At 38.9% G+C, this 25,108-nt stretch carries 25 protein-coding genes; 12 read left to right on the top strand and 13 right to left on the bottom strand.

Annotated elements, in window-relative coordinates:
- The first annotated feature begins 20 nt into the window (after nucleotides 1-20).
- The 11 genes from LK994_RS01275 to LK994_RS01225 all read left to right on the top strand — a co-directional run bounded on the left by LK994_RS01275 (nucleotide 21) and on the right by LK994_RS01225 (nucleotide 12,452).
- The gene (locus LK994_RS01275) at nucleotides 21-1,400 is read left to right on the top strand and encodes an MFS transporter (RefSeq protein ID WP_229761068.1); all 1,380 of its coding nucleotides are present in this window, start codon (nucleotides 21-23) and stop codon (nucleotides 1,398-1,400) included.
- Nucleotides 1,401-1,429: 29 nt separating this feature from the next.
- Nucleotides 1,430-4,966 (top strand): nitrate reductase, encoded by a 3,537-nt coding sequence (locus LK994_RS01270; RefSeq protein ID WP_229761067.1) that lies wholly within the window; start codon nucleotides 1,430-1,432, stop codon nucleotides 4,964-4,966.
- Between the two features lie 31 nt (nucleotides 4,967-4,997).
- The gene (locus LK994_RS01265) at nucleotides 4,998-6,494 is read left to right on the top strand and encodes a rubredoxin (RefSeq protein ID WP_229761066.1); all 1,497 of its coding nucleotides are present in this window, start codon (nucleotides 4,998-5,000) and stop codon (nucleotides 6,492-6,494) included.
- Nucleotides 6,495-7,223: a sulfite exporter TauE/SafE family protein gene (locus LK994_RS01260; RefSeq protein ID WP_229761065.1), complete on the top strand. Its 729-nt coding sequence runs from the start codon at nucleotides 6,495-6,497 to the stop codon at nucleotides 7,221-7,223. It abuts the gene before it with no gap.
- Nucleotides 7,224-7,237: 14 nt separating this feature from the next.
- Complete coding sequence (locus tag LK994_RS01255; protein ID WP_229761064.1) at nucleotides 7,238-8,191, top strand: GTP 3',8-cyclase MoaA; 954 nt, start codon at nucleotides 7,238-7,240, stop codon at nucleotides 8,189-8,191.
- 111 nt (nucleotides 8,192-8,302) lie between these two features.
- Nucleotides 8,303-8,536 (top strand): MoaD/ThiS family protein, encoded by a 234-nt coding sequence (locus LK994_RS01250; protein WP_229761063.1) that lies wholly within the window; start codon nucleotides 8,303-8,305, stop codon nucleotides 8,534-8,536.
- On the top strand, nucleotides 8,496-9,002 hold the full coding sequence (locus LK994_RS01245) for a molybdenum cofactor biosynthesis protein MoaE (protein ID WP_229761062.1): 507 nt from the start codon (nucleotides 8,496-8,498) through the stop codon (nucleotides 9,000-9,002). The genes LK994_RS01250 and LK994_RS01245 overlap by 41 nt, the downstream gene beginning before the upstream one ends.
- Before the next feature lie 213 nt (nucleotides 9,003-9,215).
- Entirely contained in the window at nucleotides 9,216-9,494 is a 279-nt protein-coding gene (locus LK994_RS01240; RefSeq protein WP_229761061.1) for a SelT/SelW/SelH family protein, read from the top strand.
- 10 nt (nucleotides 9,495-9,504) lie between these two features.
- Nucleotides 9,505-10,077 carry a molybdenum cofactor guanylyltransferase gene (mobA, locus tag LK994_RS01235; protein WP_229761060.1) on the top strand — a complete coding sequence of 191 codons (573 nt, stop codon included), beginning with the start codon at nucleotides 9,505-9,507 and terminating at the stop codon, nucleotides 10,075-10,077.
- A gap of 69 nt (nucleotides 10,078-10,146) precedes the next feature.
- Nucleotides 10,147-11,385 (top strand): PAS domain-containing sensor histidine kinase, encoded by a 1,239-nt coding sequence (locus LK994_RS01230; RefSeq protein WP_229761059.1) that lies wholly within the window; start codon nucleotides 10,147-10,149, stop codon nucleotides 11,383-11,385.
- Nucleotides 11,386-11,396: 11 nt separating this feature from the next.
- Nucleotides 11,397-12,452 (top strand): response regulator, encoded by a 1,056-nt coding sequence (locus tag LK994_RS01225; RefSeq protein ID WP_229761058.1) that lies wholly within the window; start codon nucleotides 11,397-11,399, stop codon nucleotides 12,450-12,452.
- A 6-nt stretch (nucleotides 12,453-12,458) separates the two neighbouring features.
- Here the strand turns inward: LK994_RS01225 and LK994_RS01220 are convergent, their stop codons facing one another.
- The 13 genes from LK994_RS01220 to LK994_RS01165 all read right to left on the bottom strand — a co-directional run bounded on the left by LK994_RS01220 (nucleotide 12,459) and on the right by LK994_RS01165 (nucleotide 24,138).
- Entirely contained in the window at nucleotides 12,459-12,875 is a 417-nt protein-coding gene (locus tag LK994_RS01220; RefSeq protein WP_229761057.1) for a hypothetical protein, read from the bottom strand.
- A 27-nt stretch (nucleotides 12,876-12,902) separates the two neighbouring features.
- On the bottom strand, nucleotides 12,903-13,619 hold the full coding sequence (locus LK994_RS01215) for a sulfite exporter TauE/SafE family protein (protein WP_229761056.1): 717 nt from the start codon (nucleotides 13,617-13,619) through the stop codon (nucleotides 12,903-12,905).
- Between the two features lie 4 nt (nucleotides 13,620-13,623).
- Nucleotides 13,624-14,001, bottom strand: a complete 378-nt coding sequence (locus LK994_RS01210; RefSeq protein WP_229761055.1) for a DUF7670 domain-containing protein — start codon at nucleotides 13,999-14,001, stop codon at nucleotides 13,624-13,626.
- Nucleotides 13,998-14,429, bottom strand: coding sequence for a FixH family protein (locus LK994_RS01205; RefSeq protein ID WP_229761054.1), 432 nt, complete (start codon nucleotides 14,427-14,429; stop codon nucleotides 13,998-14,000). Before LK994_RS01205 ends, LK994_RS01210 begins: the two co-directional genes overlap by 4 nt.
- A gap of 10 nt (nucleotides 14,430-14,439) precedes the next feature.
- Nucleotides 14,440-15,957, bottom strand: coding sequence for a 4Fe-4S dicluster domain-containing protein (locus LK994_RS01200; RefSeq protein ID WP_229761053.1), 1,518 nt, complete (start codon nucleotides 15,955-15,957; stop codon nucleotides 14,440-14,442).
- Between the two features lie 2 nt (nucleotides 15,958-15,959).
- Nucleotides 15,960-17,138, bottom strand: coding sequence for a cbb3-type cytochrome c oxidase N-terminal domain-containing protein (locus LK994_RS01195; protein ID WP_229761052.1), 1,179 nt, complete (start codon nucleotides 17,136-17,138; stop codon nucleotides 15,960-15,962).
- Nucleotides 17,139-17,148: 10 nt separating this feature from the next.
- Nucleotides 17,149-17,340, bottom strand: a complete 192-nt coding sequence (locus LK994_RS01190) for a CcoQ/FixQ family Cbb3-type cytochrome c oxidase assembly chaperone (protein WP_229761051.1) — start codon at nucleotides 17,338-17,340, stop codon at nucleotides 17,149-17,151.
- Between the two features lie 2 nt (nucleotides 17,341-17,342).
- Nucleotides 17,343-19,478: a cytochrome-c oxidase, cbb3-type subunit I gene (gene ccoN / locus LK994_RS01185; protein ID WP_229761050.1), complete on the bottom strand. Its 2,136-nt coding sequence runs from the start codon at nucleotides 19,476-19,478 to the stop codon at nucleotides 17,343-17,345.
- A gap of 6 nt (nucleotides 19,479-19,484) precedes the next feature.
- On the bottom strand, nucleotides 19,485-19,664 hold the full coding sequence (gene ccoS / locus LK994_RS01180; protein WP_229761049.1) for a cbb3-type cytochrome oxidase assembly protein CcoS: 180 nt from the start codon (nucleotides 19,662-19,664) through the stop codon (nucleotides 19,485-19,487).
- Nucleotides 19,665-19,757: 93 nt separating this feature from the next.
- On the bottom strand, nucleotides 19,758-22,151 hold the full coding sequence (locus LK994_RS01175; RefSeq protein ID WP_229762289.1) for a heavy metal translocating P-type ATPase: 2,394 nt from the start codon (nucleotides 22,149-22,151) through the stop codon (nucleotides 19,758-19,760).
- A gap of 98 nt (nucleotides 22,152-22,249) precedes the next feature.
- The gene (locus tag LK994_RS14585; protein ID WP_394799435.1) at nucleotides 22,250-22,441 is read right to left on the bottom strand and encodes a YgaP family membrane protein; all 192 of its coding nucleotides are present in this window, start codon (nucleotides 22,439-22,441) and stop codon (nucleotides 22,250-22,252) included.
- A 137-nt stretch (nucleotides 22,442-22,578) separates the two neighbouring features.
- On the bottom strand, nucleotides 22,579-23,307 hold the full coding sequence (locus LK994_RS01170) for an LOG family protein (protein ID WP_229761048.1): 729 nt from the start codon (nucleotides 23,305-23,307) through the stop codon (nucleotides 22,579-22,581).
- Between the two features lie 57 nt (nucleotides 23,308-23,364).
- Entirely contained in the window at nucleotides 23,365-24,138 is a 774-nt protein-coding gene (locus LK994_RS01165) for a tetratricopeptide repeat protein (protein ID WP_229761047.1), read from the bottom strand.
- Between the two features lie 262 nt (nucleotides 24,139-24,400).
- Here LK994_RS01165 and LK994_RS01160 point away from each other — a divergent pair, with 262 nt between their 5' ends.
- Nucleotides 24,401-25,099 carry a hypothetical protein gene (locus LK994_RS01160; protein ID WP_229761046.1) on the top strand — a complete coding sequence of 233 codons (699 nt, stop codon included), beginning with the start codon at nucleotides 24,401-24,403 and terminating at the stop codon, nucleotides 25,097-25,099.
- Nucleotides 25,100-25,108 lie beyond the last annotated feature (9 nt).

Here is a 25,108-nt window from a genome sequence, read left to right as displayed (position 1 = left end):
ATAAATAAAAAATAAATTCAATGAACCAACAATCAATTGCTCAACCATTAAGTAAACTAAACATCTTTTCTTTAAAAGGTGTACAGATGAAAACATTTCATATCACTTGGTTAACATTTTTCTTTTGCTTCTTTGCCTGGTTTGGAATGGCGCCTTTAATGAAGATCGCTAAAGAACAATTGCATTTAACCAAAGATCAGATCGGAAATATCCAGATCGCATCTGTATCTGCTACTATTCTTGCCCGTTTGTTGATAGGCAGGTTAGTAGATAAATATGGTCCTAAATTGGTGTATACCTGGTTGTTGGTGATTTGTGCTATACCGGTTTTGTTGATCGGCACAAGCCATTCTTATACATCATTTTTACTTTGTCGTTTAGCCATTGGTGTTATTGGTGCTTCATTTGTAATTACACAGTTTCATACTTCGGTGATGTTTGCGCCTAATATAAAAGGTACAGCAAATGCAACTGCCGGTGGTTTTGGAAATGCTGGAGGTGGCGCTGCAAATTTCTTTATGCCGATGATCGCTTCGGGATTTACAGCTTTAGGTTTTTGTACTAAAGAAGATAGCTGGAGATTTGCAATGATCGTTCCGGGTGTAATGTTGTTGGTTTGTGCGTTTTTATATTACAGATATACAAAAGATACAGCAGCAGGCGATTACAAAGAGATCGGTTACAAAGTAAGTGATAAGAAAAATACTTTCTTGATCGCTATTAAGGATTATCGTACCTGGATATTGACCATTGCATACGCAGCATGTTTTGGTGTTGAAATTACAGTTGACAATTTTGCTCCGATATTTTTTACTGATTCATTTAGTGCCACCATTGCAGTAGCGGGCATGACAGCCGGAATATTTGGCTGGATGAATATTTTTGCTCGCCCTCTTGGTGGTATTGTTGCAGATAAAGTTGGTGTGAAATATGGCTTCCACGGTAAATCTTTTATGCTGTCTCTTCTGTTGTTATTGGAAGGTATCGGTATTATTTGGTTTGCTAAATCAGGGAATATCGGGATGGCAATATTCATGATGTTCTTCTTTGGGTTGAGCCTGAAAATGGCTAACGGTGCTACTTATAGCCTGGTACCTTTTATTAGTCCGATAGCAGTTGGAAGTGTGGCGGGTATTGTTGGGGCTGGTGGAAATATCGGAGCGATGTTGATTGCATTTATGTTTAAATCACTTTCTGTAAAAACTACTAAAGAGGTAATTGAGAACGGTGTAGTAAAAACTAAAGAGCTGATAGACTATGGTCCTGCGTTTACTATGCTTGGCTTTATTGTATTGGGAATCGGGATTGCTGTATTGATTTTCAGAACTGTTGCAGCTGCGAAAGATACAGATACAGCTGGAGTGAAAGACCTGGCATTGGCACCGGTTGTTGCTAAATAATTTTTAAATAACGATTGCTTGATAATTTAATGATGCAAGAAAAAAACGATATCGTAAATACAAATACCACCACCTGCTGCTATTGTGGTGTAGGTTGTGGTATTGTAGTTAATAAAGATAGAAAAGGAAATATTACAGTAGAAGGAGATAAGAATCACCCGGTAAATAAAGGGATGCTTTGCAGTAAGGGCATGAATTTGCATTATACCGTAAATGATAAAAGTGACAGATTGCTTTATCCTCAAATGCGGTTCAATAAGAATATGCCTTTGCAAAAAGTGGGCTGGGATGAAGCGTTGGAAAGAACTGCTGCTGTATTTAAAACCTTTATTGATAAATATGGTCCGGACTCAGTAGCGTTCTATGTTTCAGGGCAATGCTTAACAGAAGAATACTATGTGATCAATAAACTGATCAAAGGGTTTATCGGTAGTAATAATATTGATACCAACTCAAGATTGTGTATGAGTAGTGCAGTGGTTGGATATAAAATGAGTTTGGGAGAAGACAGTGTGCCGGTATGTTATGATGATATTGAATTGAGTGACTGTGTTTTTGTAACAGGTGCTAATCCTGCATGGTGTCATCCTATTATCTGGCGCAGGGTAGAAGCTCACAAAGCTGCTAATCCTCATGTAAAAATTATTGTTGCAGATCCTCGTAAAACAGATACTTGTTCAATCGCTGATGTGCATTTGCAATTAAATCCGGGTACAGATATTACCTTAAATCATGCTATCGGAAGATTGCTGATCGAGAATGGTGATATTGATTTTGATTTTGTAAAAAATCACACAGAAGGTTTTGAAAAATATAGAACAATTGTTTTTGAAAGAACATTGAATGAATCTGCAGAAATATGCGGAATCTCTCCTGCGGATATAAGACTGGCTGCCAAATACATTGGTGATGCAAAAGGTTTTATTACCATGTGGACAATGGGACTGAATCAAAGCTCCATTGGTGTTAATAAAAATTTAAGCCTGATCAATCTGAATTTGATCACAGGGCATATAGGGAAACCGGGCTCAGGGCCATTCTCCTTAACAGGGCAGCCGAATGCAATGGGAGGCAGAGAAGTGGGAGGGTTGTCAAATTTATTACCGGCTCATCGTAACCTGGCAAATCCTGCACATAGAGAAGAGGTTGAAAAATTCTGGGGAGGCACTAAAATTTCAGAGAAACCGGGTTTAACTGCAACAGAGATGTTTGATGCATTAAATGCAGGAACATTAAAAGCGATCTGGATCATTTGTACCAATCCTTTGGTTAGTTTGCCGAATGTACGCATTGCAGAAGAAGGGTTAAAGAAAGCCAAATTCGTGGTGGTGCAGGATGTTAGTAATAAGCCCGAAACATTGAAGTATGCGGATGTTATTTTACCTGCGGCTTCATGGACAGAAAAAGAGGGAACAATGACCAACAGCGAACGAAGGATCAGTTACCTCAATAAAATTGTAGATGCTCCCGGTGAAGCATTGCCTGATACGGAGATCATTTGTCGTTTTGCAAAAAAAATGGGTTATAGCGGGTTTAATTTTAAAAATTACAATGCGATCTATAAAGAACATGCACAATTAACCGAAGGAACAAATATTGATATCTCCGGATTAGATTATGATATCATTAAAGAGAAAAAAACTGTGCAGTGGCCATATGCTAAAAATGAAACCGGCGATGGTATAAAGCGTTTGTTTGAAGACAAAATATTTTACACCTCTTCAACAAAAGCCATTATTCATCCCGTGGCAGATACGATCACAAGTGAAAAACCAAGTGCTGATTTTCCATTGATATTAACTACGGGCAGGGTTCGTGATCAATGGCATACGATGAGCAAAACGGGGAAAGTTAAAAAACTCAACCAACATACAGCCAATGCATTTTTGGAAATTAATCCGTTAGATGCAAAACGGTTACAAATTACAGAAGATGCAGTAGTGGTAGTAACTTCAGCCAGGGGCGAAGTGAGGGTAAAAGCGAAAATTACCGATAGCATTAAAAAAGGTGTGGTGTTTTTGCCGATGCATTGGGGTAAAATTTTAGGGAATGATCTGAACAGAGCCAATAATATTACCAGCCCGATGCTTGACCCAATATCCAAGGAACCGGATTTTAAATTCTGTGCGGTAAAGGTTGAATGCTATGTGAAACCAAAACAACGCATTGTGGTGATTGGAGCTGGAGCCGGAGCATTCGGGTTTGTAAAATCTTACAGAGAGATCAATGCTGATGATGAGATAGTTATTTTCAGTAAAGAAAATTATCCTTTCTATAATCGTGTAATGTTGCCAGATTATATCAGTGGCGTGCAGAAATGGGAACAACTGATAAAAATGACAGATGAAGAAGAACCGATTTTTAATATTCGTTTACACCGTGGTGTTAGTGTAGAGAAAATTGATAGGGAAAATAAATTCGTAGTTGATTCGAGAGGCGAAACGACTTATTATGATGTGTTACTGATGGCTACCGGCAGCCGTGCTGCAGTGCCAAAAAATGTACCTCAATTGCCGGGTATATTCACCATGCGTAGTCGTACCGATGCGGATGACTTCAAAAACCATGTTCCTAAAGACGGGCATGTGGTAATAGTGGGAGGAGGGTTATTAGGACTTGAGATGGCCGCTTCTCTTCGTGAGGTAGGCATTAAAATTACGATCATTCAACGTATCTCCAGGTTCTTAGACAGGCAACTCGATGTATTGGGTAGTCAGTTGTTACATGAAGAAATGGTTGATCAGGGCTGTGATGTATACTATAATGATGAGGTTCAATTATTTTATGGTCAGGAAAAACTAACAGGCATCAGGCTTGCCAGTGGTAAGCAAATTGATTGTGATGCATTAGTGATTGCAATTGGTACTGTTCCCAATGCAGAGCTGGCAAGAGAAATAGGATTAAACTGTCAGCGTGGTGTAATTGTAAACGAACGTTTGCAAACCAGCGACCCAAATATATTTGCCATAGGAGAAATTGCAGAATTCAAAGGTTTCTTATTTGGAATAACAGCAGCGGCCGAAGAACAGGCGGCTGTTGTTGCCAGATATTTACAAGGGGATATTGCTGCTTATTACGACGGAAGCCTGTTAATGAATATCATAAAAATTCATGGATTCGATCTGTGTAGCCTGGGTATTCCCGAAAGTCCGAATGATAAGGATTATGAGGAGATCGTTTTTATTGATAAAGCAAAACGCTATTATAAAAAATGTATCATTCATAACGACAGATTAGTAGGAGCTATTCTGATAGGCGATAAGACTGAGTTTATAGAATTCAAATCATTGATCGCAAATAAAATTGAATTGAGTGATAAACGATTACAATTATTACGTAGCGGCAAAAAAGCAGAACCTGTAATTGGAAAGTTAGTTTGTAGTTGCAATAATGTTGGTAGTGGTAATATTAAAAATAAGATAGCAGAGGGTTGTACAGAATTCAATGTATTATGTACTGCTACCGGCGCAGGTATGGGCTGTGGTAGTTGTAAGCCGGAAGTAAAAAGGATCATGGAGGAAGCTGTGATCGCCGGTATTGAAAAACTGATCAGCGTTAAAGTGTAATAGATGTGTATTCATCAAAAATGAATGGAATATGTTAGTTAAAAAAAGCAATATCGTAAAAATAAATCTGACCGGGGGGATCGTTTCTTCGGGTGATATGTATGCCATTATGTGTGCAGCAGAATCTGCTCAGATCAAAAATGTGCAATTTGGCGTGAGACAACAATTGTATTGCAAAGTGGCAGAAAAGTTTTTATATGATTTTGTTGAAACCTTACAAAACATCGGAATGTCTTTTGAAGTGAATGAAGAGCATTTTCCGAATATTGTAAGCTCTTATGTAACAGAGGATGTTTTTCAAAATGCAAACTGGTTAAGCGAAGGTGTATATAAAGACATTTTAGATCTTTTTAATTATGAACCAAAACTGAAAATTAATATCAACGATAACAGCCAGACATTTGTTCCTTTTTTTACCGGTAATATTAATTTTATTTCTTCTTATGTAAGTAACTATTGGTATCTGTATATCCGGTTTCCGAAAACAACACATACGTATCGCTGGCCGGTGCTGATCTACACAGAAGATATTCCTAAAATATCTAAATCGATAGAGACAATTATTGCGGCTAATAAAATGTTGTTTCAGGATAGAGATTTTATCAATGGTAATGCATTGTATGCATTGGTACATGATAAGGACAGTTACATTACACAGCCTGCAACCGAGGAGTTGATCATCCCTGACTTTGGAATGCCTTACTACGAAGGCTTTAACCGTTATGGTAATAAATCCTGGTTGGGTATTTATAAAAGAGATGAATTATTCAGCGTGGCATTTTTAAAAGATGTTTGCAGCGTTTGTTTAAAAACAAAGATCGGTCAGTTGTATACTACACCATGGAAATCTATCATCATCAACGGTATTCAGCAAGCTGATAGAAAATTGTGGGATTTTGTTTTGAATGAACATCGTATCAATGTTCGTCATGCAAGTAATGAATTGAACTGGCAGGTGGAAGATATGTGCGACGAAGGGTTAAGTTTAAAAAAATACCTGGTGCGTCAGTTTGATAAAGATGATGTGAGGACCTTCGGGTTGTTCTTTGCTATCAAAACGAAACCTAAGACCGGATTGTTTGGCTCTGTAATTATCCGCAAGCAACAAAAACCTGCTGCAGTCAAATATAAGATCACCGATCGTTTTGATATTTTATACAGTAGCAATTTTAATCCTAATTCTAAAGAATATATTCTGTTTAGAAGCGATGTGGAGAGAGAGAATCTGGAAACATACCTGCTTTCTTTATGTAAATATTATTATGAATTAAAAAATGAGGCTACAGATGTAAATCATGATGTATTCAGGAAGGTGGTTAAACCTGTAGAAACAGAACCTGCACTTAAGTTGATACATCAATGCCCGGATTGTTTTACGATTTACGATGAAATCTATGGAGATACAGTTAATGATATTGCGGCAGGCGTTACATTTGCTGAATTAAGCGATGCGTACGAATGTCCTACCTGCGGTGCAGCAAAGGAAAAATTCGTTCCTGTTGCTAAGCCATCATTAATTGAAAGCTAGATGAATGCAGAAATTTTGATCCCTGTTCTTTTATTAATAGTTGCATTTTTATATGCCTCTGTTGGGCACGGCGGTGCAAGCGGATATATAGCAGTGCTTACTTTATTTAACATTCCCTTAGCCGTTTATAAGCCGGTGGTATTGATATTAAATATTGTTATTGCATCTATTGCATTCATACAATTTTATCGTGCCGGGTATTTCAAATGGAAACTGGCCTGGCCTTTTCTCATCACCTCCATTCCCTGCGCTTTTTTGGGTTCGCATTTTACTACCAGCGAACATATGTATAAATTATTGTTAGGTATAGCATTGATTTTTCCTGTGATACGACTGCTTACAAAAGCTCCCAAAGAAAAAACAGATCAAAAAGATGTGGTCATTATTGCAGCACTGGTAATAGGAGCAGTGATAGGTTTTGCTTCAGGTTTTTTAAATATTGGTGGCGGAATTTTTTTAAGCCCGGTCATTATTTTATTGGCTTGGGGCAATGCAAAGGAAGCCGCAGCAGTAAGCAGCTTGTTCATAGTATGTAATTCCCTATCGGGATTGGCTGCTGTTTCAAATGGTATTAACTTTACATCCGCATCCTGGATATGGTTAACAGCAGCTATCATTGGCGGCTTGTTAGGTGCTTATATGGGAAGTGTAAAATATAAATTGATAACAGTGAGGTATGTACTGGCGCTTGTTTTGTGTATTGCTTCTCTAAAACTGATATTTGGTTAACACCAAATTTAAAAATGCATTTACTGAAAGATATATATAACAGAGATTTTAAAACACTGAGAGTAAGTTTACTCAGCAGGTGCAATTTGAGTTGTGTGTATTGTACGATGGGAGAAGATGATATCAAAGATGCTAATCATACAGCACCGGTAGATTCAGTAACATTATTGCAAACGATACAACAATTGCATGATCTGTTGCAATTAGAAACGATACGTCTTACAGGTGGGGAGCCTTTGCTTTATCATGAATTAATTCCTGTGATCAAAGGAATTAAAGCTATGGGGATAGATGAAATAAAACTGACCACCAATGGTTTTTTATTGGAAAGAATGGCGGAACAAATGAAAGATGCAGGCATGCGGTCGATCAATGTTTCGTTGGATGCGATTGATGAAGATGTATTCTTTTTAATGAGCAAACGGAGTCATGTGCAACGTATTTTAGATGGAATTGATAAAGCTGTTGACGCAGGGTTGCAGGTAAAGATCAATGCAGTGATAATGAAGGGGGTGAATGATACGCAGCTACTGCCTTTGCTTGATTATGCCTTTGCAAGAAATATTACGATCCGTTTTTTGGAAGTAATGGCAATGGGCCATCTGCATGCAGAGCCGGCAAAGTATTTATTTACGCAGGAAGATATCTTATCAACCATCGCAACAAAATATAATTTTAAAAAGATCAATAGAGCAGATTCATCCACAGCAAATTACTGGCAGACGGAAGCTGGTAATAAGTTTGGCATCATCGCTAATGAAAGCGAACCTTTTTGTCATGATTGCAACAGGCTCCGGTTAGACAGCGATGGAAATATATATGGTTGCCTCAGCAGCAATCATCCTATTTCGTTGAAACATGTAACGGACACCCAAACATTGATCGAAAAATTGCAACAGGCAATGGATCAAAAGCAGGTGGCTAAATTTGTAGGGAGTGAATTAAGTATGTTGCATATCGGAGGGTAAAGAAGTTGGAGGTAATAAGTAGTAAGTTTTAAGTTTGGAGTAAAATAAAAGAAGAACTTTCCAGACATAAAAACCGTAACACTTATAACTTATAATTTATAACTTATAACTATGAAGGTCACAGTTTACGCAGTGTTAAAAGATTATTTTGATAAAGAGTTCGCCATAACTGAACCCGTAGGTTCTATAGCGGAACTGAATGAGATCTTATTGCAACGAAATGCTGAAGCAAAAAACATACTACCCATTTGCCGCTTTGCAGTAAATGATACGTTTGTAGATAATAATTTTGAATTACAACCAAATGACAACATCGACATCATACCACCCAGCAGCGGAGGATAAGCTGATACATCTTTCTGCAACAGACATTGATGTGGTCGGATTGTTGTCGGCGGCACATCATCCCAAAGCCGGTGCAGTAGTGTTGTTTAGCGGAGAGACCAGGGATAATTCTCATGGAAAAGAAGTGGCATATCTTGAGTATGAGGCAAAAGAAACAATGGCCAATGCCATGATCGCTGCTATTGTAGCAGAAGCTACCCAACGCTGGAACTTGAATATAGCCATTGCTCAGCACCGCACCGGAAAAGTAGCCGTTTGTGAATCTGCTGTGGTGGTTATCACCGCCTCTGCCCACCGCAGTGAAGCGTATGCGGCTAACCGCTATATCATTGATAAAATAAAACACGAAGTGCCTATCTGGAAATGCGAATATTTTACAGACGGTACCAAAGAATGGGGAGGCAATTGTAACTGTCAAAAAATTACCGGGGATCCCCATAAGCATGTGTATGAGTTTGAAAAATAGAAATCTGCCGCCGTTGTTGGTCGCCTGACCAACAACAATCAATTTAATTTTTTGCTCACCTGACCGGCACCCTCCGCTTCAAAAAAGCTCAATAAAGCCCCACTGTACAAGAGTGCGACGCCACTGAAGTTTAATAGCAGCACTCAGTCCGAAACATAATAAAAATCTCAGGTAATTTTTGTACTTTGCAGTACAACCACCTACACCAATTTTATGAAACCTTCTATCAAAATTGAATACTGCCCAAAATGCCACTGGATGATGAAAGCCGCTTATATGGGGCAGGAATTTTTAACCACATTTTCTGATGAATTATATAGTGTGGAATTGATACCTAGTGAAGTGAGTGGACGATACACCATTTATATAGGGGATAAAAAAATATTTGACAGAAAAGAAGCCGGGCAATTCATTGAAGTAAAATTATTGAAGCAAACAATAAGAGATATTATTGCTCCGGGAAAAGACCTGGGACATTCTGATAAAAAATAAAACGTTTAGTATGCAAGATCTTTTAGGAGTTGTGTTATGTGGCGGCGAAAGTAAACGCATGGGTAGTGATAAAGGTCTGCTCTCTATTGTAGATTCTATCTGGGCAAAATATATTGGTGACAAATTAGAAGTGTTCAATATCCCCGTGGTTTTTTCTGTGAATGAAACACAGCTACAGGATTATGGTGCCTACATAGATGAAGACCAACTGGTTGTTGATTCTGTAGATGTAAGCGGGCCATTAAAAGGCTTATTAAGTACACACAAAAAATTCCCATTAAAAAATTTACTCTTATTGGCTTGTGATATGATCGATCTGGATGAAGCAACTATCGATACTATACTGCAAACATATCAACAGGAAAGTAGATATGATTTTTACGTGTACCAGGACGCAGCGTTTGCTCAGCCCTTTTGTGGTATCTATACAGCTAAAGCATTACAGGCCGAGTTAGCCCGTGCAAATACGCATTCTATCACAAAGTTCAGTTTGCAACAACTGCTGAATGAAGGCAATACCAAGCGGCTACCGATTGCCAATCCGGATGCCTTTAAAAATTATAATGAGCCTTCAGGTATTTAGCTGAATTTTTCTGCCTTTTCCTGTGCTATCTAAGCATAGATGCTTTATTTTTACACGAAACTTTTACCTATGTCGTCTACGCCGGAATTAGAATTGCTTAAAGAGAAGGAGAGATTTGAGGCGCTTTTTCAATACGCATCTTTAGGGATTCTGGTAGCCAACAAAGCCGGCGAAATAGTATTGGCCAATAATTTCCTTCTATCCAAATTTGGTTACGATGACCCGATGGAGTTGGCAGGAGAGAAAATAGAAAAGTTGATCCCTGCCCGTTTTCATCGTCAACATGTTCCACACCGTGATAAGTATATTGAACATCCGCAAAAAAGACCAATGGGTCTGGGGTTGGATCTGTTTGGAATTAAAAAAGATGGCACTGAGTTTCCCGTAGAGATAAGTTTAAGTAATTACACTACCAATGATGGCGATTTTGTGATTGCTTTCATCAGCGATATTACTAAGCGGAAGGAGATTGAAATGGCCGTTATTCAGCAAAAGCAGGAACTGGCCGAGATCAATTTGCAGATAGAGAAGATGAATGATGAGCTGGAACAAAAAGTTGAATTGCGTACCAAGCAGTTGGAAGAATCTAAAGATGAGCTGGCAAAAGCATTGAGTAAAGAAAAGGAGTTGAGTGATCTGAAAACACGTTTTGTTTCGATGGCATCGCATGAGTTTCGTACACCGTTGAGCACCATTCTTTCATCAGCCTCTTTAGTGGCAAAATATACGCAGGGAGATGAGCAGGAAAAAAGAGATAAGCATATTGTAAGAATTAAATCTGCGGTGAGTAATCTGAATGATATCCTCAATGAATTTTTATCTATTGGAAAAATTGAGGATGGAAAAGTGGTGGCACACCATAGCCGATTTAATATTAAGGAATTGATCACCACTATTGTGGGAGAGATACAAGGCATAGCCAAACATGGTCAGCATATACAATATACCCATATAGGCAGTGATGCTGTAGAGCTTGATGTTTCGCTGCTGAGGAATATCATTATCAACTTACTGTCAAATGCAATAAAATTTTCTCCTGAGAATGGTACGATCAATATTGTAAGCAGGGTGGACGATACCTCCACAGAAGTGTCAATACAGGATAGCGGTATTGGTATTTCCAAAGATGATCAGGAACATTTGTTCGAACGTTTTTTCAGAGGAGCCAATGTAACCAATATACAAGGAACAGGCCTGGGATTGCATATAGTGGGTAAGTATATTGAATTGATGGATGGACAAATCACGGTTGCCAGTGAATTAGAGAAAGGCACTACCTTTACCTTTACATTTAAGAATAATCTATAACCATTTTATTTATGAAGCATTTATTGTTAATAGAAGATAACGATGACATACGGGAAAACACCGCTGAAATTCTTGAGTTAGCAAATTATACGGTTACTACAGCAGAGAACGGTAAGGTAGGCGTGGAAAAAGCGTTGGAAAACAAACCCGACCTGATCATTTGTGATGTGATGATGCCGGTGTTGGACGGATATGGAGTGCTGCATTTATTAAATAAGAATCCTGAGTTAAAAGGGATCCCATTTATATTTTTAACTGCCAAGGCAGAAAGAAGTGATTTCAGAAAAGGAATGGAAATGGGTGCTGATGATTATATCACCAAACCATTTACTGAAATTGAATTATTGAGTGCTATTGAAAGCAGGTTAAAAAAAGTAACGCTTTTGCAAAAGCAATATGCGCCTGATGTTACAGGGATACAGGAAATGCTGTACGATTTTGCAGGCAATGGCTTACAACACCTTACTACCGACAGAAATGTAAATCAATATAAAAAGAAACAGGTGATCTACTCAGAAGGAAATCACCCATCCCGGTTATTTTATGTGCAGAAGGGGAAAGTAAAAACTTTTAAAACAAATAATGATGGTAAAGAGTTGACCGTTGGATTGTATACCGAAGGAGATTTTTTAGGTTACACTGCTTTACTTGAACAGACTGTATATAAGGATAGTGCGGAAGCCATCGATGAAGCGGAAATAGCGATCATACCAAGAGAAGATTTTGAAATATTAATTAACAGCAATAAAGAGGTAGCTCAAAAATTCATACAATTGCTGGCAAAAAATGTAAGTGAAAAAGAAGAGCAGTTATTGGCGCTAGCCTACAATTCTTTACGTAAGAGAGTAGCTGATGCATTACTTGCGTTACATAATAAATACAAACAGGAAGGTCAGGAAAAATTCTCAATACATATCTCCAGGGAAGATCTGGCAAATATTGCAGGTACGGCAACCGAATCACTGATCAGAACCCTCAGCGATTTCAAGAGCGAAAAGCTGGTTGAAATTAAAGACGGTAATATTATTCTGTTAGACGAAAAGAAGCTGGAAAGAATGTTTAATTAACGGAGATCAAACCACCGTTGGGAGATACCGGTTGAATTCATTTTTTAAGCCAATAAATTCTTTTTCGAAATACTCCATTTCGTTACGCAATTTTTTTTGTGCTTTGCTGATCTTTTCTTCGCCATTTAATATACTGCCTTTGTTTTTGGTCAAACGTTCTCTTTGTTCGTTTACATCGTGTTGTAATTCGTCTATCAATTCGTCTTTTAAAATGAATTTATTTTGAAACTGCTCTGCATAGGCAAGAAAATCCTTGTCAACAGTAATGTCAACTACTTCACTCAGCCTTGTTTTTAAATAGCTATTCTCCTGCTTGAAAAAATCAAGCAGTCGATCCCATGTAAGGCTCTCGTAAATGAACTGTTCTATTTTACTTGCTCCCATCACAATTTTTTTATCGGTCTTTATAATATTATTCAACATTTCTTCTTCAATATTTACCTATTAACATTAAGGTTTATGGCAACAACTATGCACCGTTTGTTTTTCCATATTCACTGCCGGGCTCACATAAGGTATTCCCAAACCCATTCCTCTTAAAATTAGCAGGCTTGCTACCAACATCATCATATAAGGATAGGCACTACGTATTTTTTGTCTTATTCCGATGCCTATATAATTGCCGAAAAAAGCGATACTCCACATTACCGGCAATGTGCCCAATCCGAATGCTGCCATGAACATGGTGCTGCTCACTACATTCCCCGATGAGACTGCTGCTGCAATAGCGATGTACACCAATCCGCAAGGCAATAATCCATTCAGCAATCCTATGGCAAATAAGGATGACTGATTTTTTTTGAAAAATAAATTCCCGATGGAAGAACGCAACTTTTCAAAAAATCCTGATCCGATATTTATTTGCTTAAAGGATCGTGGTGCTAATTTTGGCAGCAATACAAACAAAAAGATCACTACTCCCAGGATGATCGATAACCATTGCTGCAATCCGAATAGTACCAGGCTTTTACCAACCAAACCGAACACTAATCCAAAGCAGGAATAAGTAACAATGCGTCCGCTATTATATAATAAAGCACCCAAAAACTTTGATTGAAAACTATTGCTGTTGATTGGCAATGATAATGCCAGTGGCCCACACATACCTACGCAGTGAAAACTGCCTATTATGCCCATTGCCAATCCTGATAATATCAATTGTAACATAGTTTTAGTGTTGGTTTTGTAATGCTTTACGTTTTTGAATATGCAACATATATAAACCTCCCGCCAGAATAAATGGAATGCCGGTAAAGAGTGCTATGTCGGTTGCCGATCTTGATAAAAAATACCCTACCAATAAGAAACCTCCCAGGGTCATCAGTAATGCTCCCGGAAATTCTTTATACCATGTAAGTATATACCCTGCAACAGGTATGACAGCCAGTGGTAAAAAACTGGCTAATACAATGTCTTCTCTTCTGATCATATTTGGCAGATCATTACCAATTAAATAGAGTACAAAAAAGCAGCACACCATTAACCCAAAGGTTTGTGCCATTATTTTGTACGGCCGAATATGATGCGCTTGTTTTTTATGGTGGCTCATATCAATATTTTTTTCTGATAATAATAATTGTTACCATCTACTACCCAGCTGATATGGATCTCATATAAGCCTTTGCTTTTTGCAGGCAATGAAATAGCAGTCGTCAGATCCTGTGTGGCGAATTTTTGTGCTACATCTTTTCCTTCATCAGATGGGCAGTATAATAAAATATCACCCGCTATATTTTTACCTTCAAAATCTTTCGGAAATAATATGGAGATCTTATCATCAGCGATCGTACAGGCAATTTCTTTTGATAAGGCACTGGTTCTTTTTGCCTCATCAATTTTATCCTGGTACTTTAATTCCTTTGCATAATAATCCGTTGTAACCAGGTCCATTTTCTGGTTAGATGATTTTACCACCATAAACACGATGCCGGCAACAAAAGCCAGATACACAAATAATATTTTATATCCCCAGTTCATGTTTTTAATTTTAATTGTATACTTCCGGTCCGATAAACTTGGCGGAAATAGTTTTTAATTTTTTATTGTTTTCATACAGTCCGATCATCAATTCTGTTTTCCAGCTTTTCACATCATTCCTGTTTAGTTTGATAAAGAACTGAACATTGCTATACGCTTCTTTTTTTATGGTTAGATTACTGCTGCCTACATAAGTTATTTCGCCGGGAATGTTTTCCAGTTTTAGTGTAAACGGAATATCCTTATGTGTTTTGTTTGCCAGTTTCAAACTGTATAAATTACTGATACGTCCATCTGGCAAAGAAGTATAAGTCATGCCTGCAGTACGCATCAAACGGGCATCCAGGTCAGTTCTGCTTACCAATAAGAAAACCAGTAATGATAACAATAAAGTAAGCACTGCTGTGTATGCTTTGATCCTGGCAGAGAATTTTAATTTCACGCCGTCCTTAATACTGTTTTCAGAGGCATACCGGATCAATCCTGTAGGTTTTTTTACCCCTATCATGATCGCATCACATGCATCGATACAGGCAGTACAGTTAACACATTCCAGCTGTGTACCATTACGGATGTCTATACCCGTAGGACAAACTCTTACGCAGGCACCACAATCAACGCAATCACCCGGTTTAGAAAAATCTGCCAGTACCGCTGTGAGGTCTTTGCAGGAACCATTGCCTTTGCAATCGGTGCATTTGCAATCATCATGCTCTTCCTCTTTTTCTATTGGTTTAAAATTTGCTGTCGTAAATTTTCCTCTTGGTTCGCCACGTTCATAATCGTAGGCAACAACAATAGAATTCTTGTCGAGCAAAACACCTTGTAATCTTCCATAAGGGCAAACCACCAAACAGGCTTGTTCTCTGAACCACCAGTAAACAAAAAAGAATACGGTAGTAAATATCAACAAGGAAATAAGTGTGCCTACATGCGCTCCCGGATTTTCTACATAACCAATTAATTGATCCATGCTGATGATATACGCAAGGAAGAAATTGGCTATGATGAATGACATCAAAAAGAATACAATGAATTTTACTGCTCTCTTTCTGATCTTTTCGCCATTCCAGGGCATGTTCTTTAATTGTTTCTGCTTTGCAGAATCGCCATCGATCCAGTATTCAATTTTCCTGAAGACCATTTCCATGAAGATGGTTTGGGGACAGGCCCAGCCGCAAAATATTCTGCCAAATACCACGGTGAACAAGATCACAAATACAATGAACGTTAGCATGGCGATGCCGAATATGAAAAAGTCCTGAGGCCAGAAGATCATTCCGAATATGATGAACTTGCGTTCAATGATATTGAACATCAGCAATGGCTCTTCATTTACTTTTATGAACGGCAGAGAAAAAAATATGATCAGATAAAAGATGCTGAAACGGGTGCGGAGATCATATAACCGTCCTTTAGGTTTCTTTGGGTTAATAAAATTCCGTGTGCCCTCCTTTGTAATGGTGGCAACAGAATCCCTGAAGGAACCTTCTTTATCTACTATTTCTATTTCAGCAACTTCTGACATAATTATTTTTTAACCGCACTAACTGAATCTGCTTTTACTACTGTATTTGAATCTGCTGCTACACCACCTTCAACGTATAGGTCTCCCTGGGGAGCTTTTGCATTAGGAGGATTGGTACCTCTTAAGGTTTTAATATAACTGGCCAATAAACTGATCTCTTTAGGATTGTATTTTACAGCCCATGATTGCATTCCTTTATCAGGATACCCGTGTTTGATGGATTGGTAAACATCATTCAGCGAACCTTTGTGCAACCAGTAATCATCGGTGAAATTGGGGCCGGCACCACCTTCTCCTAATTTACCATGACAAGCCCAACAATCTGTATTGAAAAATTCTTTAGCTTTTTTAAGTCCTGCAGCATCTGCCATCGGCACATTGGCTTCATCAATTTTATCCTTGTTGCTGGCATCAAATAATTCTTTTTCAATTTTAGCTTTATCCATTTCTGCTTCATACTCTTGCGTAGGATTTTTTCCTGAACCGATCACATGGAAATTCAACAGGTAAATAACTGCTACTACTATGGTGAAATAAAAACCATATTTCCACCATGGTGGTAAGGCATTGTCTAATTCTTTTATTCCATCATAATCATGATCAAGCATTATATCTGCTTCCTGTTCTACCGGTATAGCTTTGGTAAATAATTTTTTATCCATCTTATCCCACCATGCACTCAGGCTTGATTTTTTGCCGGCTGCAGTAACAGGTGCCGGAAATAATTCAACATAGATACGTCTGATAAAAAATGTCAGAAATAATATGGCTGCTATTTCGATACCGATCACTGTAACAAAAGAATAATATTCATGAGCAGTTAAGCCCCCGTAATTCGGTACTTCTTTTACAACGTCTGCAACAGCAGGAGCTTGTTGTGCAAATGAAAGCTGAGATAATAACGTAAACCCTAACAACAAAACAACACTCAGTAGTTTTGATTCCTTTTTACTTCTGTCCATTAACTGTTTGGTTAATGCGATCAACGCTTGTCCCATACCCCAGATAACAAAAGCCAGCACAATAGCGGTAACGATTAACAGTGTTGCCAACAGGTTGCTGCCGGTGCTGGTTGCAGAGGTAGTTGTTGTGGTTGCATCTTGAGCCATAGTACTGTTGGCTGCAATCAATGCAAGTGCTACCAGTATATTTTTTTTCTTATTTAAATAATTAAAATGCATACAATTTTATTTATAAGGTTGAGTCGGTTAATTCTTCTTTATCAAATGGAATATTAGATAGCTCAGCTACTCTTTCTTTTTTCATTTTTTTTACAAGTACCAGTAATACCACAAAAAACAGGAAGAATATAAATAGAGATATCATTGGATAAATGGCTGCGCCATTCATTGTTTCGGTGTATTGTTTAATGAATTTGAACATGACTATTTATTTTGAGTTGGTGTTGTACTGTTAGTAATATCTTTTCCTAAACGTTGTATATAGGCGATCAATGCGATCACTTCTTTGTTAGGCGCAATTCTGATACTGTCATTTTTTAGATTATCAGCAATGCCCTGCGCCTGTATCATCAGATCTGCATTGGCCTGTTTGCTGTAATTTTTTTCGTAAGGAACACCCAGCGTGGTCATGGCATTTATTTTAGCTGCTGTAAGCGTAGTATCTAAATTCTGTTCCAGCATAAATGCATAATTCGGCATGATCGATCCTTCACTCATAGATGATGGTTCACGGAAGTGACGGAAATGCCAGCCATCTGATTTTTTCAGGTTGCCCACACCTTCTCTTGCCAGATCCGGCCCGGTACGTTTGCTACCCCATTGGAAAGGATGATCGTACACAAATTCACCTGCTTTAGAATATTCACCATAGCGTTCTGTTTCGCTTCTGAACGGACGGATCATTTGTGAGTGACATACATAACAGCCTTCTCTTACATAGATATCACGGCCTTGTAATTCAAGCGGAGTGTAAGGTTTAACGCTGCTGATGGTTGGTACATTTGATTTGACCATAAAAGTGGGAACCAATTCTATGATACCACCGATCAAAATAACCACTAAACTCAGCACCATTAATTGTACTGGTTTTCTTTCGATCCATCTGTGCCAGTGTTCGCCTTTATGTGCAACATATTCTTTTGCAAGCGGTGCAGCTTCTGCTTCTTCGTTGGCTACTAATTTACCGGACTTAACAGTTTTGTATAAATTGTATATCATGAAGAATACGCCTACCAGGTATAAGGTGCCACCCAATGAACGCATTGCGTAAAAAGGTTTCATGTAAGTAACCGTTTCTAAGAATGTATATTTTAACTGGCCACCTTCTGTAAATTGTTTCCACATTGAGCTTTGTGTAAAGCCTGCCCAATACATAGGTACTGCATAGAAAAGGATACCCAATGTTCCTAACCAGAAATGTATGTTGGCAATTTTTTTAGAGTAAAGTGTAGTGTTAAAAATTCTTGGTAATAACCAGTATAGTACACCAAATGTCAGCATACCATTCCAACCCAATGCACCTACGTGAACGTGTGCAATGATCCAGTCGGTGTAATGCGAAATAGCACTTACACTTTTCAGGGATAACATTGGACCTTCAAAAGTGGCCATACCATAAGCGGTAACAGCCACCACCATGAATTTTAAAATAACATCATCTCTAACCCTGTCCCATGCACCACGAAGTGTCAGCAATCCGTTGATCATACCTCCCCAGCTTGGGAATATCAACATGAATGAAAATACGATACCCAGTGATTGAGCCCAGTTAGGTAAAGCGGTGTACAATAAATGGTGAGGGCCTGCCCAGATGTATAAGAATATCAATGCCCAAAAATGGATGATCGATAATCGGTATGAATACACCGGTCTGTTAGCAGCTTTAGGCATAAAGTAATACATCAATCCTAAGTACGGAGTGGTTAAGAAAAATGCCACCGCATTATGTCCGTACCACCATTGCACCAATGCATCCTGCACACCTGAATACCAGCTATAACTTCTTAGCCAGGTATAAGGTAATTCGCCTGAACGCACAATGTGCAATACTGCCACTGTTACAAAAGTTGCTATGTAAAACCAGATAGCAACGTACAAATGTTTTTCTCTTCTCTTAATGATCGTAGCAAACATGTTCCAGCCAAATACTACCCAGATAAGGGTGATAGCCAGATCGATCGGCCAGATCAGTTCAGCGTATTCAGCACCATTACTCAACCCAAGCGGTAGCGTAATAGCTGCAGCTACAATGATCAGTTGCCAGCCCCAGAAGTGGATGTTGCTTAATACATCACTGTACATTCTTGCTTTACATAAACGCTGCAAAGAATAGTAGACCCCCATGAAGATACCATTGCCCACAAAGGCAAAGATCACCGCATTGGTATGCAGCGGACGGAGTCTTCCGAAAGAGCCATACTGCGTAATGTTAAGTGCAGGGAAAACCAGTTGTAATGCTACCCATAATCCGGCCAGCATACCTACGGCTCCCCAGATAACGGTTGCGTAAGCAAAGTTTCTTACAGTTTTGTTGTCATAATAAAATTTTTCTACCTGCATGTTTTTCTATTTGGTTTGAGTTAAATTTTCGGTGTTGTTGTTTTTAAGATCATCGTCAAACAGCATTCTAACGGATGGGGTATAGTCATCGTCAAATTGCCCGTTTCGTACACTCCATAAAAAGGCTGCCAGGAAGCTCCCCGCTACTACTATGCTGATTCCGATCAAAATGAATAATGCGCTCACTGTTTTCTTTTTTATGAAATTCAAAAATAATTTTATGGTTGCGTTTTGGGGGTGAGCAAAGTCAAGCCCCGGAATGATTTTCGTCATTCGTGGTTATAACCCTTTCTTATTGGCAATCAATGAAGTAAGTATGCTTACAAGTAGTACAATACTTATACTGCTGGCAGGCATTAAAATAGCCGCTATCATAGGAGACAGTTTGGCCTGTACGGCAAAGCTTATTCCCACAATATTGTAGAGGATGGATAAGATAAAACTGGCAGTCACAATGTGCTTGCCCGATCTGGCATAGGATAGGAATCTTCCCAACAAATGCACATTTTCGCCGGTGATGATGGCATCGCAGGCAGGGGAAAAACGGGCATTATTGTCGCTCACCGCTATACCCACATCACTTTGCATCAATGCCCCGGCATCATTCAGGCCATCGCCAAGCATAAGCACTTTGGTATTGTCTTTTTGTAAGGAAGAGATATACTCCAGTTTTTGTTGTGGAGATTGGTAGAACTGGATATCTGTATTTTTTCCGAATATCTTAGAAAGTGTATTCTTTTCGGTGTCATTATCACCCGATAGCACACACAGGCGGTAGTGATCGGAGCGGAGGTCTTTGACCAGATCCCCCAACCCGTTCCTGTATTGATTACCGATGGTATAGCTGCCCATATGCACATCATTCAGCATTACATGTACATGCGTACCCGTATCATGACTGATAAGCGCCTGGCTGTTTTCACTGATAAAGGCCGATGACCCGATCTTAACAGCAATATTGTCTACCAATGCTTCTACACCTTTGCCGCTGTATTCTTTAAAAGATCGTACAGATACCTGTCTGTCAGGAATAGCGGTTAATGAACCTGCAATGTTTTTGCTTAAAGGGTGAGATGATTGCCTGGTGATCTCTTTTATGGCCGTTAGTTCGGCAAGGGAAAGCGGCGTGCCCTCGTAACTTACTGCGGCCGCTTTGTTTTGGGTGATGGTACCTGTTTTATCAAAGACGATCGTATTTATTTTGGCCATCATTTCAATCACCGATGAATTTTTCAGGTACAATTTATTTTTGCCAAAAATGCGAAGCATATTGCCGTAGGTAAAGGTGGCAGACAGCAATAGCGAACAAGGACAGGCCACGATCAGTACAGCACTCAGTGCCGGAAATAATTTGGTGCTGTCTACCATCAGCCAATACACAGAGGCGGTGAGTGCAATACTGAAAAGTACTATAGTGAAATATTTGCTCCAGGGATGAATGAAAGATTTATCCGCATTTTTTTTATGGGTAAAAATATCATTGTTCCAGAGTTGGGTAATATAGCTCTGCGATACATCACTTACAATTTCCAGTTCGATGGCCGTACCCAATTGTTTACCACCGGCATAGATCAGCTCTCCTTTGTTTTTTTGAACAGGCGTATTCTCACCGCTCACAAAGCTGTAATCTACATTGGCATTGCCTTTCATCAATACTGCATCGGCGGGTATCATCTCTTCATTGCGAATAATGATCCGACTGTTTTTTTGTAATTGTGTAACAGGAATATTTTTCTCCACATCGTTTTCGATCACCGTTACCCCCAAAGGAAAATACGAACGGTAATCTCTGTCGAACGACAATGAATCATAGGTCTTATCCTGGAACCATCTGCCCACCAGCATAAAGAACACAATGCCGCAGCCAGAATCTAAATAGCCTGCACCCGTACCCGTTATGATCTCATAATAGCTTCTGAAAAAAGTAACCACTATTGCCAGTGCAATAGGCGCATCTATATTCAATGTCTTTTGCCGAAGCCCTTTCCATGCAGAAACAAAAAAATCGGATGCGGCAAAAAACAATACCGGTGTAGATAAAAAGAAGATCAGCCAGGTAAATGTTTCCTTCAATCCTTTCTGCTCTATATGTCCGGCAGAAAAATATTCAGGAAAGCTCAGCATCATAATATTGGAAAAGCAAAAGCCTGCCACACCTATCTTATAGATCCTTTTCTTATTGAATGTGCCCGATCTTTTTTCTGTGGTATCTTTTAAACTGATATAGGGTTCATACCCAATAAAAGCCAGCAATTCCACCACCTTTCTGAGAGATATCAGTTGCGGATTAAAGATGATGAACACTTCTTTGCGCTGAAAATTAGTTTGTGATTTGGTGATGCCCGGTTCTATCCGGTGCAAATTCTCCAGCAGGAAGATGCAGGAGGAGCAATGCATTTGCGGCAGCTGAAAAGTAACATTGGTTTGTGTATCGCTGCTGAATTGTATTAGTTTTTGCTGGGTGGCAATATCATCCAGGTAAGCAAAGCGCTCCGAAATGAATTTCCCTTTTGCTTTGATGCCCGGGTTTTTATCCAGGTTATAATAGTTGCAAAGGTTGTTTTCATTCAATAACAGATATACCTGTTTGCATCCTTCACAGCAGAAGTTCTTTTCTTCTGCTACAATTACTTCATTGCAGTTTTCGCCGCAATGGTAACAGGGGGGAGCTATGTTCTTTATAGTACTGATATGGTTAAGTTTTTAATAAATAATCAAAAGCCACCACATGGTTGCTTCATGTAGTGGCTGTTTGCGCAGGAAGTAATACCTTATGCTCCTTTAGGTTCACAAGTGTTCAATCCCAGGATCTTGTATAACGGACAGAATGAAAATAATCCTGTAAGCAGCGGCACTATGGCCGCCAGTGCCCACCAGCTTTCAAGGTAAACTCCTACCGTGGCTATTATTATAGCAAGCAATAGCCTTATCGCTCTATCTAGTTTTCCAACATTATATTGCATGATATTTGAATTTAAGACTCAGCATTGCTGCTTTATCTTGATAGCACAAAGTTGTAGGTAAACGCATAGGTATGCAATGATGATTCTCAACCTGATGGCTGACTTTGGTCATATTTTATCGGAGAAAAAAAGAGATATTATCCCTTTTCGAACAGCCATTTGAATGGACGGTAGGGGCGGTAAGGTGTTTCGTGTTTCAGGTCGAATTTAACGATGGTATTTTTTTGGATATAGGCCACTGCTTCATCGATAGAATCTGTTACCAGGAATAAATTGGTATCAGTTTCGGAAATGGTTTGCTTGCTTTTTATAAAATTGATGTGTTCGATCAGGTCTTTATGAAACTCGGTATCGAAGATAACAATAGGGAATTCGCTTATTTTTTTACACTGTATCAGCGTAAGTGCCTCAAAGTATTCATCCAGTGTGCCGAACCCGCCGGGCATTACCACAAAAGCGTAAGAATATTTTATCAGTAATGTTTTACGGACAAAAAAGTACCGGATATTTACCCATTTATCTAAATACGGATTGGGTTTTTGTTCGTGCGGTAGTACAATATTGCAGCCAACGCTTCTGCCGCCGATCTCCCTGGCACCTTTATTGGCTGCTTCCATAATACCGGGTCCGCCGCCGGTCATGATGGTAAATCCTAATTGAGCGATCCGTGCAGAAAGCTCTTGAGTTTTTTTATAATAAGGATGATCTTCTTTAAAACGGGCAGAGCCAAATATAGTTACACAAGGCCCGGTAAAATGTAATGTTCTGAAACCTTTAATAAACTCCAGCACCACATTCACAGTGAATTTAAATTCCTGCCAGCGGCTTTGCGGACCCTCTAAAAATTTTATTTCTTCTTTTGTCATACATTAAAAAAGCACACATGTAGTGGGCTTTTGTTTTACCGGTTAACAGCTGTGCTATTAATTACGTTTGTTATCTGCAGGTGGCGCTATGGGTGCATTGGTATTAGGCACCACTTTGTTGCTTGTTGCTGCTTCTAAAGTTCTGATGGCTTCAAGATTTTGTTTTGCCAATGCAAAGCTGCTGTCTAAAGCCAATGCTTTTTCAAAATAAGCTTTTGCTTCTGTTTTTTTATCAAGATCATATAACACCAATCCGTGAATATTGTAGATGCTTGATTGCAGATAGGTTCTTCCCATTTGTTGTCCTACACTGTAGGTCATGGTGTACTCAGGTTTGAACTGCAGCTTTTCTGTAGCTTCTGCAGTAGCTAAACATTCGGATAAGCGTTTGATGCTGTATTGCAATTCAAGTAATTTATATCCGTGAAAAGGACTTTGTGTTTTCTTGAATAATTTTTCAAAGATGTCGATGGCTTCTTTAGGTTGGTTCAGTTTATCTAAACAGATCCCTTTCATTTCCATCAGTCCGTTATCATCGGGCTTAGCGGTTAATCTTTTATCGGCCCAGTAATAACATTGCGGAAAGGCTCCTTGTTGTAAGTATAACATGGCCAGTGTATCTGCATAGGTAGTATTGCTGCCTTGTTCGGCGATATAATAATTTAATGCAAGTATAGCGCTGGCTACATCGCCGCTTTGTATGGTTTGGTCAAATACTTTCAGGTGTTGATTGGCTTTTGCAGCAGGGGACGCAATTTTTTTGGGTGTTTGAGCAATGATCATATTGCTTGATAGTATTGCAATAACAAAAAGTACTTTTCTTAGGTTCACAGTTTTAAAATTTAGTGGCTAAAAGTAGTGAAAAACCCTGAAATGTATTCAGGCGGGATGATTTTATGGTTAATGGGGTGTTATTCTGTCTTGATCAGGATTTTGAGGATGTATGGATGAACAGGATGAGGGCTTTTGAAGAGAAATAGTTTTTTACTAAAAAGTGATCCATTGTTTGTATGCGTATTAGCAAAACCCTTTTGGGACGGATGAATTTATTTAACTTTAATTGACACTTTATCTTTTACTAATGCTATTGTTTATGAAAAATTTAATTGCGATATGCTCATTGTTATTCGTGTTAATTATTACGGTGCATGCACAAAATGTGGGGATCGGCACAGCTTCTCCCAGCGATAAATTGCATATCAATGCAGCAAGTGGCACTAACCCATTACTCATACAGGTGCAATCTGTAAATAAGCTTCGGGTAAATTCAAATGGTGGTACCACTATCGGCTCATCAGTAACTCCGCCGGCAGACGGATTGTATGTAGCAGGAGTGATGAATCCTTTTGGCGGTATTGCTTCATCTACCAATGCGATCAATATTCAGAGTACTAACGATAGTGTTGAGATACAAGCAGGAACCAATAGAATTGTGGTGTTTGCAAATGGCGGTATTAAAATTGTTACCACCGGTAATACAGGAGGCATTACCATTGATGCAGGAACAGGCAATCTTGTATTGAAAGGAAATGTCATTACAATGAACGCTTTAACGGATATGAATTTATCTTCCAATAAGAATATATTACTTTCTTCATCTGTTGCTACAACGATACAATCTTCAACCATATCAGTTTTAGGAACGGCACTTACCAAAATAAATGGAGGATTGATCACTTTAAATAACGGCGGCACACCGGCAGCGAGGGCAGGTGATTTTGTAAACGTATCAACGGGCACCGGGGTGGGTAATATTGTTTCGGGTAGTGGTAGTGTTTTAATTGGAAATTAATGATGACCG

This window comes from Ferruginibacter lapsinanis, from assembly GCF_020783315.1.
GTDB classification, from domain to species: domain Bacteria; phylum Bacteroidota; class Bacteroidia; order Chitinophagales; family Chitinophagaceae; genus Ferruginibacter; species Ferruginibacter lapsinanis.
This window is presented reverse-complemented; position numbering and strand designations above follow the sequence as displayed.

Excerpts from the sequence above, each read along its gene's own strand:
- LK994_RS01275 (WP_229761068.1), top strand. The coding sequence starts at position 21 with ATGAACCAACAATCAATTGCTCAACCATTAAGTAAACTAAACATCTTT.
- LK994_RS01270 (WP_229761067.1), top strand. The coding sequence starts at position 1,430 with ATGATGCAAGAAAAAAACGATATCGTAAATACAAATACCACCACCTGC.
- LK994_RS01265 (WP_229761066.1), top strand. The coding sequence starts at position 4,998 with ATGTTAGTTAAAAAAAGCAATATCGTAAAAATAAATCTGACCGGGGGG.
- LK994_RS01260 (WP_229761065.1), top strand. The coding sequence starts at position 6,495 with ATGAATGCAGAAATTTTGATCCCTGTTCTTTTATTAATAGTTGCATTT.
- LK994_RS01255 (WP_229761064.1), top strand. The coding sequence starts at position 7,238 with ATGCATTTACTGAAAGATATATATAACAGAGATTTTAAAACACTGAGA.
- LK994_RS01250 (WP_229761063.1), top strand. The coding sequence starts at position 8,303 with ATGAAGGTCACAGTTTACGCAGTGTTAAAAGATTATTTTGATAAAGAG.
- LK994_RS01245 (WP_229761062.1), top strand. The coding sequence starts at position 8,496 with ATGACAACATCGACATCATACCACCCAGCAGCGGAGGATAAGCTGATA.
- LK994_RS01240 (WP_229761061.1), top strand. The coding sequence starts at position 9,216 with ATGAAACCTTCTATCAAAATTGAATACTGCCCAAAATGCCACTGGATG.
- mobA (WP_229761060.1), top strand. The coding sequence starts at position 9,505 with ATGCAAGATCTTTTAGGAGTTGTGTTATGTGGCGGCGAAAGTAAACGC.
- LK994_RS01230 (WP_229761059.1), top strand. The coding sequence starts at position 10,147 with ATGTCGTCTACGCCGGAATTAGAATTGCTTAAAGAGAAGGAGAGATTT.
- LK994_RS01225 (WP_229761058.1), top strand. The coding sequence starts at position 11,397 with ATGAAGCATTTATTGTTAATAGAAGATAACGATGACATACGGGAAAAC.
- LK994_RS01220 (WP_229761057.1), bottom strand. The coding sequence starts at position 12,875 with ATGTTGAATAATATTATAAAGACCGATAAAAAAATTGTGATGGGAGCA.
- LK994_RS01215 (WP_229761056.1), bottom strand. The coding sequence starts at position 13,619 with ATGTTACAATTGATATTATCAGGATTGGCAATGGGCATAATAGGCAGT.
- LK994_RS01210 (WP_229761055.1), bottom strand. The coding sequence starts at position 14,001 with ATGAGCCACCATAAAAAACAAGCGCATCATATTCGGCCGTACAAAATA.
- LK994_RS01205 (WP_229761054.1), bottom strand. The coding sequence starts at position 14,429 with ATGAACTGGGGATATAAAATATTATTTGTGTATCTGGCTTTTGTTGCC.
- LK994_RS01200 (WP_229761053.1), bottom strand. The coding sequence starts at position 15,957 with ATGTCAGAAGTTGCTGAAATAGAAATAGTAGATAAAGAAGGTTCCTTC.
- LK994_RS01195 (WP_229761052.1), bottom strand. The coding sequence starts at position 17,138 with ATGCATTTTAATTATTTAAATAAGAAAAAAAATATACTGGTAGCACTT.
- LK994_RS01190 (WP_229761051.1), bottom strand. The coding sequence starts at position 17,340 with ATGTTCAAATTCATTAAACAATACACCGAAACAATGAATGGCGCAGCC.
- ccoN (WP_229761050.1), bottom strand. The coding sequence starts at position 19,478 with ATGCAGGTAGAAAAATTTTATTATGACAACAAAACTGTAAGAAACTTT.
- LK994_RS14585 (WP_394799435.1), bottom strand. The coding sequence starts at position 22,441 with ATGCAATATAATGTTGGAAAACTAGATAGAGCGATAAGGCTATTGCTT.
- LK994_RS01170 (WP_229761048.1), bottom strand. The coding sequence starts at position 23,307 with ATGACAAAAGAAGAAATAAAATTTTTAGAGGGTCCGCAAAGCCGCTGG.
- LK994_RS01160 (WP_229761046.1), top strand. The coding sequence starts at position 24,401 with ATGAAAAATTTAATTGCGATATGCTCATTGTTATTCGTGTTAATTATT.